We start from the raw sequence: 12,674 nt of genomic DNA, 5'->3' as shown, positions 1-12,674 counted from the left end.
ACGAAAGGAAGATTTCCATGAAACTGAACAGCCTTGCCCTGGCTGTCTGCGGGGCGGCCTTGGGGCTGATGCTGGCCGGGTGCGGCGGGGGAGGGAACTCCTCGTCCTCCTCTATTACCCTTGCCCAGGCCTCGGACCCGGCAGTGAACGGCTCCGGCTCCCTGGTGAGCTCTGCAGCCGCCAGCAGTGAAGTTAGCGAAGCCAACGGCGAGAAGCTGGTGATGATGACCGTGGACGAGGCCATCACGCGCTTCAAGAGCCTTGACCCTGAGATACTGGGGCTGCCGGGGGAGGATATGTCCGGCTATCAGATGTACCCCACAGAAAAGGCCGTGCCTGTGGACGGCCTTCCCTGTTTGAAAATTACAGTTTATGATGAGTCTGAGGTGGGCACAAACCACCCCGAGGGCACTTTCCTGATGGCCAGGGACGGCACCGCGCTCTACAAGCTGGAGGGCAATGAGGTGACGCGGCTGGAGATGGAATAGGCGGTATTTACAGGGAGCCCACAGCCGCCAAGGGCGTTATACTATAGCCGTCGACAGATTAGTAAAAATAATTCACTATAATATCTCATACACTGTTTCAGGCGCGGCTGTCCCCCGGTTTTTGGGTATTTTGCCGCTGGAGAAGAATCCCAGAGAAAAAATCCGGCCTGGGGGTTGAAGTTGGATTGAGATTGTGATATACTTTCTGAGGGACGGCGTGCGAAGCCGCTGGTTTCCAGATAGTATTTTTAAACAAGATATAGTGTAAACCCTGGCAGATATTCGGAAAATCTTGTTTTGCAAATAGGAGGACGCTATGGAGGGTATTACCAATAATAGTATGCGCATGATGGAGAAGTCCATGGAATTCCTGTGGACCAAGCAGACGGCGCTGCTGGACAATATTGCCAACGCGGAGACGCCAAACTACCGGGCCAAGCTGGTCACCTTTGAGGAGGAGTTCCAGCGGGAGCTGGAGGCCGCGGACCACGGGCGGAACAAGCTTACGAAGAAGACCATGCGGGAGGCCATTGAGAACTCCTCCTGGCAGGCAAGGGAGCTGGAGGAGGTGGCGCGCAGGGATGAGAACGGCGTGAACGTCACCGAGCAGATGACCGAGCTTGTGCGCAACGCCTATCAGATGCAGTATGTGTACCAAAGCCTGAACAGCGACCTGGCGGCACTGCGCACGGCTATCAGCGGATAAGGGTAAGCTTTACCGAATACTAATGGTAAATTGACTATATATTTATAGAAAGGCAAGGACATAGCCATGGCATTTTTAGGCACCATAAATATTGTAGGCTCGGGATTGACGGCCCAGCAGCTGAGGCTGGACGTGATATCCGAGAATATCACGAATATGAGCACAACACGCACGGAAAACGGCGAGGGGCCCTATCGCCGGAAGATGGTGGTGTTCGAGGCCGAGGGCGGCCGGAACAGCTTCCGCAGGGCTATGGCGGACGCGGCGGTGGGCGCCTCCAACCGTGGGGCGGAGAAGGCCGGGGGCGTGAAGGTCACCGACATAATCGAGGACGAGAGCGACTTTCCCATCAGCTATGACCCGACGCACCCCGACGCAAACGACCAGGGATATCTTGAGATGCCCAATGTGATCCTTGTAAAGGAGATTACGGACGCAATGGCGGCGACCCAGGCCTATTCGGCCAATGTCACGGCCTTTTCCACCCTAAAGACGGTTATCGCCAGGGGACTGGAGCTGGGCAGCAGATAAGGCCCTTTGGGCTTTTCTCGGAGAATTAGCTGAAAAGCGGAGCAAAAACGTGTCGAATTTTGGCTGAATTTGGAGGTTTCCAAGCCTTGAAATGAGCCGCGCAAAGAGTTATAATATATTTGTTTTATTGTCGAAATTCAGAAGAATTCTGCAACGGACTGTATAGGAGGTTTGCTTTATGCTTATAAATGAGATAACGCCGCTGTCCCCGCTATGGGAAACAGAGAAGCCTGAAGCCAAGACGGAGACAGGCTTTGAAAGTATGTTCGGCGGAATTTTTAAGTCTGCCATCGATAATGTGAAGGAGACCGACGCCCAGAAGACCCAACTGCAATATCTGATGGCCACGGGCCAGCTGGACAACCCGGCGGAGCTGACCTTGGCCAGCTCCAAGTATGAGATGTCCGTGAACCTTCTGGTGCAGCTTCGCAACAAGGCCGTAGAGGCGTATAACGAGATAATGCGTATCAGCCTGTAAAGCTGGAAAATAACTTGCTGTCGGGCTGAGGAGGTAACGGAAAATTGGAAGAAAAGGCAAAAGACGTTTGGCAAAAGGTTAAGGGGACCGTCGGCGGCCTTAGCAGGACCGTGAAGGGTATAATAATCGCGGGTGTCGTGGTTACCCTGGTGGTGGTGGCAATAGTGCTGGCCACCGGCTCCAAAACTGAATCCAAGGAGCTCTTTACCAATCTGACCGGCGAGGACATGACGAGGGTCTGCGCCTATCTGACCGAGATCGGGGCCGACTTCGAGGTCAGGGGTGAGGACACTATTATGGTGCCTGCCGACCAGGAGGCAAAGCTGAAGGCCGGGGTCATTGGCGGGGGCTATCTTGACTCGGGGGCAAACTATAACCTGTACCTGGACAATATCAGTTCCCTTTCCACGGAGTCGGACAGGGCACAGCTGACCCTTTATCAGATCCAAGAGCGGCTGGAGGCCACTATCCGCAACCTTGAGGGCGTGCACGACGCGACGGTGAATATAGCCCTGGGCGAGGACCGCAGGTTCGTCCTGAGCCAGGACAGCACCCTTGAGGCCAGCGCCTCGGTGATAGTGACCATGACCGACGACGCGCCCATCAACGCGAAGCTGGCCGAGGCCATCAAAAACGCCGTCAGCCACGCGGTGAAGGGCCTGGACATAGACCAGGTGGACATCAGGGATTCCCAGGGCAACACCTATGACGGCACCGACGGCGGGGACGTGAGCGACGTGGCCGCCAAGCGCATGGAGCTGGAGGATTCGATGAATAAGCGCCTTACCAGGCAGGTGCTGGGCTTGCTGGAGCCTATGTACGGCACGGGGAACGTGGCCGTGGCGGTGAACACCACCGTGGGCATGAGCAGTTCATATTCTGAGTCCACTGAATATTCGGTGCCGGACTGGGCCGAGGACAACGACTATGAAGGCATACTGAAAAGGAAAATTTGGGAGGGCTCCCTTGTCCCTGGCGACGACGCCGCGGGCGGCCCTGTGGGCACTCAGCCCAACGCGGACATTCCCGGTTATTTTGAGGATTACCAGCCCACTGGCGATGAGGATTCGCTCAGCGGAAGCGGAGAAAAGGAATTTGAAAATAACAAGACCGTCACCCAGTCCCAGCGTATGGCCGGGTATATCGAGGACGTGACGGTGTCTGTGACTATAAACAGCGACGTGCCGAACCAGGCTTCCATTGACGCGCTGGTGGGCCATGTAGCAAACGCCGTGGGGCTTACGCAGGACCAGACAGACAAGATATCCGTGCTGGCGGCGCCCTTCTGGAGCCCGGAGGAGAGCAACCAGCCGGCGGATACCCAGCCGATGCTCAATCCCCTTGGGGACGTGCCGCTCTGGGTGTACTTAGCGCTGCTTGCCGGACTGTTCCTGTTCATGACCCTGTTCGCAGTGTTCATCCTTCTGGGACGGCGGCGCAGCCGCAGGCAGATACAGCAGCTGGAGCCCGCCGTTGAGATGGGCCCGCCGGTGATACTTGAGCCCATAGAGGAGGAGCCCGAGCCTGCGGGAGCGGATATCATGGACGTACATACCGAGAAGAGCATGGAGCTGCGCCGCAGCGTGCGCGAGCTGGCCGAAAGCAATCCTGAGATAGCGGCCCAGGCCATCAAGGCGCTGCTGAGGGGAGATGAAGATTCCAATGCCTGATAAGGTGAAGGCGGAAAAGCCAAAGAAGCTGAAAAAGGGCGAACAGCCCCCCGAGGAACCGGCGGCGGAGGCCGCGGCGCCCCCGGCCCTGTCGGGCCCGTCCCTGATAGAAGCCATGAGTGGTGCCCAGAAGGCGGCGGCAGTCATAGTGTCTCTGGGGGTTGACAAGGCCTCGCAGCTGTACCAGTACATGGACCCCGAGGACGTGGAGATGATAACCCTCGAGGTGGCGAAGCTGGGGTATCTTGATTCAGACTCCACCGAGGCCATACTGAACGAATACTACCAGATGTGCATGACCAACAAGGCCGTGACCGAGGGCGGCCTTGAGTATGCGCGGACCGTACTTGAAAAGGCCTTCGGGGCCCAGACGGCCAACGAGCTTTTGGGGAAGGTGACGAAGTCCCTGAAGAACAGGGAGTTCTCCTTCATGAACAAGGCCGGGGAGAAGGACCTGTTTACGGCTTTGCAGAACGAGCGGCCCCAGACCATCGCCTTGGTGCTGTCGTACATAGAGCCGGACAAGGCGGCGGCGGTGATAGCCCAGCTGGAGCCGGACGCGCAGATAAAGGTGGTAGAGCGCATAGCCCTGATGGACAGCGCGTCGCCCACAGCAGTTAAGATAATAGAGAATGAAATGAGCAATAAATTCGCAAACATCTTCAGCAGCAACAACGTCCAGGTGGGCGGCATAGACTTCGTGGCCGACGTGATGAACAACGTGGACCGTGTCAGCGAGAAGAGCATTTTCGACGGCCTTACCATGTACGACGCGGGGCTGGCCGACGAGATCCGCAAGCGTATGTTCGTCTTCGAGGATATCCTCACTATGGACGACCGCTCCGTGCAGCGCTTTGTGCGTGACTGTGACACCCACGACCTGGTGCTGGCCCTCAAGTCCGCCACGGCGGAGCTGTCCAACAAGCTCTACAAGAATATGTCCACCCGTATGGCCGAGAGTATCCGGGACGACCTGGAGATCACCACCAATGTGCGCATGAAGGACGTGGACGACGCCCAGCAGCGCATTGTGGGCATTATCCGCGACCTGGAGGCCAAGAACGAGATTATCATACTCAAGGGCGGCAAGGACGATATTATTGCCTAATCTGCCCTGCTGGAACATGGATATAAACACAACTTGACGCATAAAGGAGGTCTTCTGTATGCCGGGAATATTCAAGCGCTTCACCAGCGTGAGTGCGGACAAATACGTTTTCCCGGACGCGGAGGACCTTAGCTTTCCCGCCGAGGCGGAATATGAGCCGCCGGCTCTGGAGGACTTGGGGGGGGGAGACGGGGAAAGCCCGCCGCCGGATACCGAGGAACAGGCCCGTGAGGCCGAGCAAAAGAAGCCGGTAAAGAAAAAGGAACCGGGTCCCATCGACTTTGCCCAGGTGCAGGCAGAAGCTATTCTTGCCGAAGCCGCCGAGGAGGCCCGGAAGCTTCGGGAAAAAGCCCTGGCCCAGGCAGAGGAGGAGGCCGAGGAGCTGAAAAGGCAGGCCCATACCGAGGGATATCAGGCCGGGTTCGCTCAGGGCATGGCCGAGGGGCGCCAGGAGGCCAAGGTCCAGCGGGAGCAGATGGCCGCCGCCCAGGAGAAGGAGATTACGGCGTTCCTAAAGGACGCGGTAAGGGCCCGGGACCAGCTTTTGGAGGACAGCAAGCAGGACCTTAAGGAGCTTGCCCTTGCTATCGCCGAGAAGGTTATCCACGTGAGTTTAAAAAGCAGCGGGGACATACTGATAAGGATGATAGAGGCCGCCACGGCCAAGAGAAGACGCTGCGAGTGGGTACAGGTGTATATCGCCGACTGCGACGCAAAGGCTTCGGTGAACACTGTGCCGGAGCTGACGGAGTATCTGTCGAGACTATCGGACCGGGTGCGGGTGATACCCATGACCGGGGACGAGAGCGGCACCTGCATTGTAGAGATGCCCGACGAGATAATCGACGCCAGCGTGTCCACCCAGCTTGACAACCTGCGGGGGATAATCACCGACGAGCCGGACCGCAGGCCGTAAGAGGTGGCGAGGATGTTTCAGGATACCATCAAGCGGGTGCGCCAGGCGGAGACCATCGGCCACACCGGGAAGATAGAGAACATTGTGGGTATGTCCATCGAGGCCAGCGGCGGCCGGGCCGCCGTGGGGGACATATGCCGCATATACAGCGGGGAGTCCGGCGGGCAGATACCGGCGGAGGTGGTGGGTTTCAAGAACGACCGTATGCTTCTTATGCCCTACGCCGAGATGACCGGGATTTCCTCGGGAAACTTTGTAAGGAATACAGGCAGGCAGCTCCAGCTGAAGGTGGGTCCCTTTTTAAAGGGGCGCATAATCAACGCGCTGGGACAGCCTATTGACGATAAAGGCCCCTTTGAGGGCGGCGAGTATTACTATCTTGGCAGCGGCTACATAAACCCCCTGACCCGCCCGCCCATTCGGGAGCGCATGGAGTTTGGTGTAAAGGCCATCGACGGACTGCTGACCATCGGCAAGGGCCAGCGTATGGGGATCTTCGCGGGCTCCGGCGTGGGTAAGAGCACCCTGATGGGAATGATCGCCAAGAACGTAAAGGCAGACATCAACGTGATAGCCCTGGTGGGCGAGCGCGGCCGCGAGGTGCTGGAGTTCGTGGAGAAGGACCTGGGCGAGGAGGGCATGGCCCGGTCGGTGCTGGTGGTGGCCACATCGGACCAGCCGGCAATGCTGAGAAAGAAGTGCCCGACGGTGGCCACGGGTATCGCGGAGTATTTCCGGGACCAGGGGCTGGACGTGCTCCTGATGATGGACTCTTTGACCCGCTTTGCCATGGCCCAGCGTGAGGTGGGCTTGGCCGTGGGCGAGCCGCCGGTGGCAAGAGGGTATACGCCCTCTATCTACGCGGAGCTGCCGAAGCTTTTGGAGCGCAGCGGCAATTTTCAGCGGGGCTCTATCACCGGCATCTACACAGTGCTTGTAGAGGGTGACGACACCAACGAGCCCATAGCGGATACTGTACGCGGAATCCTTGACGGGCATATAGTGTTAACAAGGAGCCTTGCGGCGGCAAACCACTACCCGGCCATAGACATTGGGGCAAGCATTTCCCGACTGATGGTGGAGATAGTGGACGAGAGCCACCGGCAGATGGCCTCAAGACTTCGGGATATATTGAGCACCTATAACCAGAACGCGGACCTGGTGTCCATCGGCGCGTATAAGGCGGGGACCAATCCCAAGCTGGATTTCGCGCTGACAAAGATAGACAAGATAAATGAATTTTTGATGCAGGGCACCACGGAGGCTTTCAGCTATGAGGAGTGCCTGGAGCGTATGAACGCGATACTGACAAGATAAGTATAAAGGAGGGCGGCGGCCATGAAGAAGTTTAAATTCCAGCTGGATACCGTCTTGAGGTACAAGACTCAGGTGCTGGATATCCGGCTGGCGGAGCACGGCACCGCCCTTGCCAATGTGCGCCGGCAGGAGGGCGTGCTGGAACAGGCCGTAAAGCATAGGGAGGCCTGCGAGGAGGAGTATAGGGAGATGAAGGAGCAGGGGCTGACCATAGCCGACGCCATGAAATATGAGACCGGCATAGAGGTGCTGGAGCGCACGGTGCAGAGGGAAACGGAGAAGCTCCGCGAGCTGCGCAAGATAGAGGAGCAGCGCCGGGCCGCCCTGGTACAGGCCAAGCAGGAGACCCAATCCCTGGAGAAGCTTCGGGAGATGAAGCGCGGGGAGTACGACAGCATGGTGGCCAAGGCCGAGGAGAAGGAGATAGACGACCTGGTGATGGCCAGGCGCTCGGCGAGCCTGAGAGAGGCCGGGGAGCCGGGCTGAACGGTTTAATTTATGATAACAAGGCCCGCACTTTGGGCAGTATATACAGCATATATTTTGAAAGGAGGTGAAAGAAAATGAACATCGATCTGTTATTCCCGACCCTTACCGGGGACTTGGCAAAGCTGCCAAAGGCGGATCCCGCGGGCTCTGAGGGCGCAGGCCAGGAGTTCGAGGAGATGCTTGTGCAGCAGAGCGAGGCCCAACAGGGGAACAGCCGCCCCCAGAAAAAGGCGGAGGAAAAGGAGGCCCCGGAGAAGCCGGAGCAGAAAAGCACCCAGGAGGAGAAGACGGCAGAGGAGGGCGGTCAGCTGGCCGCAGCCCTGGTGACCTCTCAGCCCGTGGTGCCTATTGCTGCTTTTGAGGAGGCACAGGTTACCGTTTCCGAGGACGGCACGGTTATCCTGGAGCCCGCCATAGCGGAGGGCATTGGCCAGGAGCAGGCCGCCGGGGTAGTCGAAACCGTGGAGATGCAGCCGGAGGAGACCGTGCAGCAGGAGCAGCCAGTAGAGGCCCAGTTCCAGCAGACGGCCGAAACCGTACAGGAGGCTCCGGTTGAGGAGCAGCCCAAGGCAGAGGCGGAGGTCACCAACGTGGAGCCCGGAGCCAAAGAGACCGGCAGGCCCGAGGTCACCGTGCAGAGGTCCAAGGAGGGCGATAGGCCCCAGGACGAGGACATGGACGCGGACGCCGGGCAGCAGAGCCAGCCGGTATTCCATGACGTGAAGTCAGCACCCGTGAAGGTGGGCGACACCCGCCTGACACACCTTGAGCCCGAGCCCGTAGAGCCTCAGAACGCCCAGCAGATGGCGGGGGTGCTGTCCCGCGCCATACAGGGAGGCGCGGACCTGGTGCGTATACAGCTTAACCCGGCGAACCTGGGCAGCGTGACCATCGAGCTCACCAGGGACGCGGCGGGAGCCATCTCCATCGTCATGACCCCCGAGACCGCCAGGGCGGCGGACCTTCTCAGCTCCCACACGACCAACCTTATGGCCAGCCTTGCACAGCGCGGCGAGAACGTGGCAAACGTCCAGGTGAATATGCCGGAGAACTCTGAGAACGCCGGCATGATGATGAACCCCGACGGCCATAACGGCAACGCCCCCGAGAACGAGGAGGACGGGAGGAAAAAGAAGCGCGAGAACCGCACCGAGGGCGTGAACGCCGCGGACTTCCTGTCACAGCTCAGGCTTGGGCTGATAGGCAGGGCGGAATGAACGCTCAAATACCTGACGGAAAGGCAGTGATACAATGGCAAATACAGCGATGAACGACCTGAGCAATATTCTGGGCACCACAGCACCCATAAAGCAGGCCCAGAACAGCACCAACAAGAAGGCCGGCTCCAGCCTGGACATGACGGATTTCCTGACGCTGATGGTGGCAATGTTCCAGAACCAGGACATCGACAACGCCGCGTCCACCACGGACATGATGAACCAGTTTGTACAGATGTCCGTGGTCCAGGCCATCACCAACATCAGCACCCTTATCGACGACTCCACCGTGCTGACCTACGCCGCGTCCCTTGTGGGCAAGGAGGTCACCATAGGCGAGGTGGTGGGCAAGGAGATGGTGGAGACCGTGGGCACGGTCATAGGCACCGGTACCCTTAACGGCCAGCAGGTCATCTTCCTGGACAACGACAAGAGCTACTACCTCAACCAGATACTGGCCGTGGGCCGCCTTCCTGAGAAGCAGGAGGACGTGGACCCGGACAAGGACGAGGGTGACGGTGACGGCGACGGCACAGGGGAGACCACGGGGCCCGAAAAGCCGGGAGAGGTGACAGCGTAAGCAAGCAGAAAGGAGGAGGGGTATGATCGAACGCGTGCAAAGCGCTGCTGCGGCTATAGGGCAGCAACAGCAGCACAGCGCCCAGAGTACCGCGCCAAAGACAGGCTTTACCGAGCTTATGCGGCAGGTACAGGACGGGAGCCTCAAGGCCCCGGCCACGCCGCAGCAGGCCGCCCAGCAGGAGCAGTCTGTGGAGTCGGTGATAAACTTCTCCAAGCACGCCATGAGCCGCGCCCAGGAGCGGGGCATAGAGCTTACCCCCGACCTGATGGAGAAGCTCTCGGGCTCGGTGGAAAAGGCCCAGGAGAAGGGCGCGAAGAACATCCTGGCGTTTAACGCCACCCAGGCCTTCATCATCAACGTCCCCTACGGCAGGGTGATAACCACCATGAACCAGGACGAGATGAAGGAGAATATCTTTACAAATATAGACGGCGCGGTTTTGATCTGAACCGGACCCGAAATTCCGGGAGGTTCGGGCGGCAGGCCCGAATGGTCTGCCGCCGCACCCCCGCCGTTTTAAAGCAGAAAAGGAGCATGAGCTAATGACAGGAGCAATGTATGCGGCCGTGTCGGGTCTTAAAGCGCACATGAGCGCCCTGAACGTCATCGGCCAGAACATCTCAAACGTAAACACAAACGCCTATAAGGCCACCCGCTATACCTTCCTGGAGGCCCTCTACACCAGCGTGCGCGGCGGCAGCGACGGCTCGAACCTTCTGGGCGGCAAGAACCCCGCCCAGGTGGGCTACGGTTCGTCCATAGGCACCATTGACCTTGATATGAGCACAAAGAACTATACGCCAACAGGCCGCCCTACGGACATTATGATAGACGGCGACGGTATGCTGATCGTGGGGGATAAGGGAGCGACATTTGGTTCTACGACCGGCAATAAGGAGCTTAAAGACATGTACCTGACGAGACTTGGCAACCTGGAGTTTGATCGTAACGGTTATCTGGTTGACGGTCAAGGGCAGGTCGTGTATGGTTTCCTTGCTGTTGAAAGCCCGGCCTATAAGGCGGCTGTGGCATATGGTAACACAATTGAGGCCGATAAGGGTGTTGATGCATTAAAAAATATTAAGGACATTACAGACGCTGAAATTGAGGCCGCCTATGGAGCAACATCTCCAGTTTTCTATGTCAATGATAAAGACCAGATTGTCATGTTGACACCAAAGAAATTAGGCGACGGCCAGACTGCACCCGCTCCGCCGAAATTGTCTGACCTAGACGTAACGGTGGTGGAGCAATATATAGAAGCCCCTGTGCTTACGCCTATTCGCGCACCAATGGCTAATGCTGACGGCGGCGCGTCATATCCTACTTGGGATAGGGACCCAGCCAGCGCAACTTATGGGCAGATTATTGATTCCGACCAGGGGGCCGGCCGTATTGTAAAGCACAGCGTCAGTATTGATGAAAACACCGGGCGCATCACCTGCACGACAGGGAACGGCGAAGCGGTTGTAATCGGTGCAATCGCCATTGCTCAGGTTGAGAACCCCAACGGCCTTACCCACGTTGACGGACACTATTATCAGGCTTTGGGCGGCGCGGGCCGTGTTACGCTGACTTCAGTGGGCCATGCAGTTAAGAACAGCAGCGACCCGTTGAGTCTGTTCTATATGTTTGATGAAAATGGTGATGTCATACCGGAGGACCAGAGAGGCAAGACCATTGAAGGCGAAAGTGGTATAAGTTCTTCTGGCAGCACCAAGGTTATCAGCAATGGCCTTGAGAGTTCTGGCACGGACCTTGCCAACGAGATAAGCAATATGATCATGATCCAGCGCGGCTATCAGGCAAACACCCGTATCGTCACCGTTACAGACAGTATGCTCGAAGAACTGGTGAACATGAAGCGCTAAAGCTAGTTTGACGTAAGAGGGAACCCTGCCGGACCCGGGAGGGCGCACGTTGGACGCTCTCTTCGGGGGGCCGGCTGATATAAGGAGGAGTTATCTATGATAATGCTCACGAAGACCAGCGGCGAGCGGTTTTTGGTGAACCACCTGCAAATCGAGTGCATCGAGCTGATTCCCGAGACTAAAATAGTCATGATGAACCGGGACTTCTATCTGGTGCTGGAATCAGTGCAGGACATCACCGCGCGCATTGCCGACTATAATGCCAAGGTCATGGATGTGCACCGCATAGTGACCGTAAACGAGAACCCAAATTCCGGGGCCCCCGCGGCCCGGAGCTCTACCCAGCGGCCGGGTTTCAGGCGATAAGGCGCTGGAAATAAGGAAATGAAGGTGAAGGACCAATGAATATAGCTTATATTATCGGCATGGTGATATGTATCGCGGTGCTGGTGCTGGGCCTTGCAGGAGGCCTGCCACCCTATCACTTTGAGCAGATAGGGAACTTCTTCGACCCCTCCAGTATTATGATAGTTATAGGCTGCTCCATCGCCATCGTGCTGGCGAGCTTCCCGCTGAAGACCTTCCTGAGCATACCCAAGCACTTTGCCGTTATGCTCAAGAACCCTAAGCAGAAGCCCGAGACCATTATCGACGCCCTGGTGGACCTGGCGCAGATAGCCCGTAAGGACGGCCTTCTGGCCCTGGAGGAGAAGGCCGGCGAGCAGGAGGACCCCTTCTTCAAGCAGGCCATCATGCTCATTGTGGACGCCAACGATCCCGACCGGGTGCGGGCCACTTTGGAGAACGACATCGAGTGCATGTCGGACCGGCACAACGCCGCGGCGGCCCTGTACGACAAGGCCTCGGCGGTGTCCCCGGCCTTCGGCATGGTGGGCACGCTGGTGGGACTTATCAATATGCTCAAGCAGATGGACCCCACAGAAGGCTCCTCGGACCTTGGGGCGAACATGAGCGTGGCCCTGATTACCACCTTCTACGGCTGCCTTCTGGCCCATATGATATTCGGGCCCGTGGCCAACAACCTGCGCATAAGGGACAGCGAGGAGGTCCTCAACAAGATGATAATCGTCGAGGGCATCACCTGCATCCAGGCCGGCGAGAACCCCAAGATGCTAAGGGAAAAGCTTTTGACCTTTGTGGCCCAGAAGCAGCGGGAGAAGCTGGCCGAGGGCTCGGGCAGCTCCGGCGGCGAGGGCTGATTTTGGCCAAAATGTACAGCATATTGTGTGTACGCAATTTAGAATATGTAACAGAACTTTCCTATAAAAGCTTCCCCGTG

General features: G+C 57.8%; 15 protein-coding genes. All 15 read left to right on the top strand.

Features of this window, described 5'->3' with window-relative positions; translation table 11 throughout:
* Window positions 1–17 precede the first annotated feature (17 nt).
* The gene (locus ADH66_RS13440; protein WP_066539669.1) at window positions 18–488 is read left to right on the top strand and encodes a hypothetical protein; all 471 of its coding nucleotides are present in this window, start codon (window positions 18–20) and stop codon (window positions 486–488) included.
* A 316-nt stretch (window positions 489–804) separates the two neighbouring features.
* Window positions 805–1,194 (top strand): flagellar basal body rod protein FlgB, encoded by a 390-nt coding sequence (gene flgB / locus ADH66_RS13435; protein WP_066539670.1) that lies wholly within the window; start codon window positions 805–807, stop codon window positions 1,192–1,194.
* Between the two features lie 66 nt (window positions 1,195–1,260).
* Window positions 1,261–1,725 (top strand): flagellar basal body rod protein FlgC, encoded by a 465-nt coding sequence (gene flgC, locus ADH66_RS13430; RefSeq protein ID WP_066539671.1) that lies wholly within the window; start codon window positions 1,261–1,263, stop codon window positions 1,723–1,725.
* 178 nt (window positions 1,726–1,903) lie between these two features.
* Window positions 1,904–2,203: a flagellar hook-basal body complex protein FliE gene (locus ADH66_RS13425; protein WP_066539674.1), complete on the top strand. Its 300-nt coding sequence runs from the start codon at window positions 1,904–1,906 to the stop codon at window positions 2,201–2,203.
* A 44-nt stretch (window positions 2,204–2,247) separates the two neighbouring features.
* Complete coding sequence (locus tag ADH66_RS13420; protein ID WP_066539675.1) at window positions 2,248–3,873, top strand: flagellar M-ring protein FliF C-terminal domain-containing protein; 1,626 nt, start codon at window positions 2,248–2,250, stop codon at window positions 3,871–3,873.
* 115 nt (window positions 3,874–3,988) lie between these two features.
* The gene (fliG, locus tag ADH66_RS13415; RefSeq protein ID WP_066541950.1) at window positions 3,989–4,981 is read left to right on the top strand and encodes a flagellar motor switch protein FliG; all 993 of its coding nucleotides are present in this window, start codon (window positions 3,989–3,991) and stop codon (window positions 4,979–4,981) included.
* Window positions 4,982–5,039: 58 nt separating this feature from the next.
* Window positions 5,040–5,897, top strand: a complete 858-nt coding sequence (locus tag ADH66_RS13410) for a FliH/SctL family protein (RefSeq protein ID WP_066539676.1) — start codon at window positions 5,040–5,042, stop codon at window positions 5,895–5,897.
* 12 nt (window positions 5,898–5,909) lie between these two features.
* Entirely contained in the window at window positions 5,910–7,214 is a 1,305-nt protein-coding gene (gene fliI / locus ADH66_RS13405; protein WP_066539677.1) for a flagellar protein export ATPase FliI, read from the top strand.
* A gap of 21 nt (window positions 7,215–7,235) precedes the next feature.
* The gene (fliJ, locus tag ADH66_RS13400) at window positions 7,236–7,700 is read left to right on the top strand and encodes a flagellar export protein FliJ (protein WP_066539678.1); all 465 of its coding nucleotides are present in this window, start codon (window positions 7,236–7,238) and stop codon (window positions 7,698–7,700) included.
* Between the two features lie 77 nt (window positions 7,701–7,777).
* Entirely contained in the window at window positions 7,778–8,920 is a 1,143-nt protein-coding gene (locus ADH66_RS13395; protein WP_066539683.1) for a flagellar hook-length control protein FliK, read from the top strand.
* A gap of 34 nt (window positions 8,921–8,954) precedes the next feature.
* Window positions 8,955–9,500 carry a flagellar hook capping FlgD N-terminal domain-containing protein gene (locus ADH66_RS13390; RefSeq protein ID WP_066539685.1) on the top strand — a complete coding sequence of 182 codons (546 nt, stop codon included), beginning with the start codon at window positions 8,955–8,957 and terminating at the stop codon, window positions 9,498–9,500.
* 22 nt (window positions 9,501–9,522) lie between these two features.
* On the top strand, window positions 9,523–9,951 hold the full coding sequence (locus ADH66_RS13385; RefSeq protein ID WP_066539687.1) for a TIGR02530 family flagellar biosynthesis protein: 429 nt from the start codon (window positions 9,523–9,525) through the stop codon (window positions 9,949–9,951).
* 94 nt (window positions 9,952–10,045) lie between these two features.
* Window positions 10,046–11,374: a flagellar hook-basal body complex protein gene (locus ADH66_RS13380; RefSeq protein ID WP_066539689.1), complete on the top strand. Its 1,329-nt coding sequence runs from the start codon at window positions 10,046–10,048 to the stop codon at window positions 11,372–11,374.
* A 96-nt stretch (window positions 11,375–11,470) separates the two neighbouring features.
* Window positions 11,471–11,740, top strand: coding sequence for a flagellar FlbD family protein (locus ADH66_RS13375; RefSeq protein WP_066539691.1), 270 nt, complete (start codon window positions 11,471–11,473; stop codon window positions 11,738–11,740).
* A 35-nt stretch (window positions 11,741–11,775) separates the two neighbouring features.
* Window positions 11,776–12,594, top strand: coding sequence for a motility protein A (locus ADH66_RS13370; protein ID WP_066539693.1), 819 nt, complete (start codon window positions 11,776–11,778; stop codon window positions 12,592–12,594).
* Window positions 12,595–12,674: the final 80 nt, after the last annotated feature.

The organism is Acutalibacter muris (assembly GCF_002201475.1).
Classification (GTDB): domain Bacteria; phylum Bacillota; class Clostridia; order Oscillospirales; family Acutalibacteraceae; genus Acutalibacter; species Acutalibacter muris.
Note: the sequence above shows the minus strand (reverse complement) of the source record. Positions and strands in the feature narration are given on the sequence as shown.

What these genes read in the sequence shown, in the direction of transcription:
- ADH66_RS13425 (WP_066539674.1), top strand. Translation starts at nt 1,904, where the DNA reads ATGCTTATAAATGAGATAACGCCGCTGTCCCCGCTATGGGAAACAGAG.
- ADH66_RS13395 (WP_066539683.1), top strand. Translation starts at nt 7,778, where the DNA reads ATGAACATCGATCTGTTATTCCCGACCCTTACCGGGGACTTGGCAAAG.
- ADH66_RS13375 (WP_066539691.1), top strand. Translation starts at nt 11,471, where the DNA reads ATGATAATGCTCACGAAGACCAGCGGCGAGCGGTTTTTGGTGAACCAC.
- ADH66_RS13440 (WP_066539669.1), top strand. Translation starts at nt 18, where the DNA reads ATGAAACTGAACAGCCTTGCCCTGGCTGTCTGCGGGGCGGCCTTGGGG.
- ADH66_RS13410 (WP_066539676.1), top strand. Translation starts at nt 5,040, where the DNA reads ATGCCGGGAATATTCAAGCGCTTCACCAGCGTGAGTGCGGACAAATAC.
- fliI (WP_066539677.1), top strand. Translation starts at nt 5,910, where the DNA reads ATGTTTCAGGATACCATCAAGCGGGTGCGCCAGGCGGAGACCATCGGC.
- flgC (WP_066539671.1), top strand. Translation starts at nt 1,261, where the DNA reads ATGGCATTTTTAGGCACCATAAATATTGTAGGCTCGGGATTGACGGCC.
- flgB (WP_066539670.1), top strand. Translation starts at nt 805, where the DNA reads ATGGAGGGTATTACCAATAATAGTATGCGCATGATGGAGAAGTCCATG.
- ADH66_RS13385 (WP_066539687.1), top strand. Translation starts at nt 9,523, where the DNA reads ATGATCGAACGCGTGCAAAGCGCTGCTGCGGCTATAGGGCAGCAACAG.
- fliG (WP_066541950.1), top strand. Translation starts at nt 3,989, where the DNA reads ATGAGTGGTGCCCAGAAGGCGGCGGCAGTCATAGTGTCTCTGGGGGTT.
- ADH66_RS13370 (WP_066539693.1), top strand. Translation starts at nt 11,776, where the DNA reads ATGAATATAGCTTATATTATCGGCATGGTGATATGTATCGCGGTGCTG.
- ADH66_RS13380 (WP_066539689.1), top strand. Translation starts at nt 10,046, where the DNA reads ATGACAGGAGCAATGTATGCGGCCGTGTCGGGTCTTAAAGCGCACATG.
- fliJ (WP_066539678.1), top strand. Translation starts at nt 7,236, where the DNA reads ATGAAGAAGTTTAAATTCCAGCTGGATACCGTCTTGAGGTACAAGACT.
- ADH66_RS13390 (WP_066539685.1), top strand. Translation starts at nt 8,955, where the DNA reads ATGGCAAATACAGCGATGAACGACCTGAGCAATATTCTGGGCACCACA.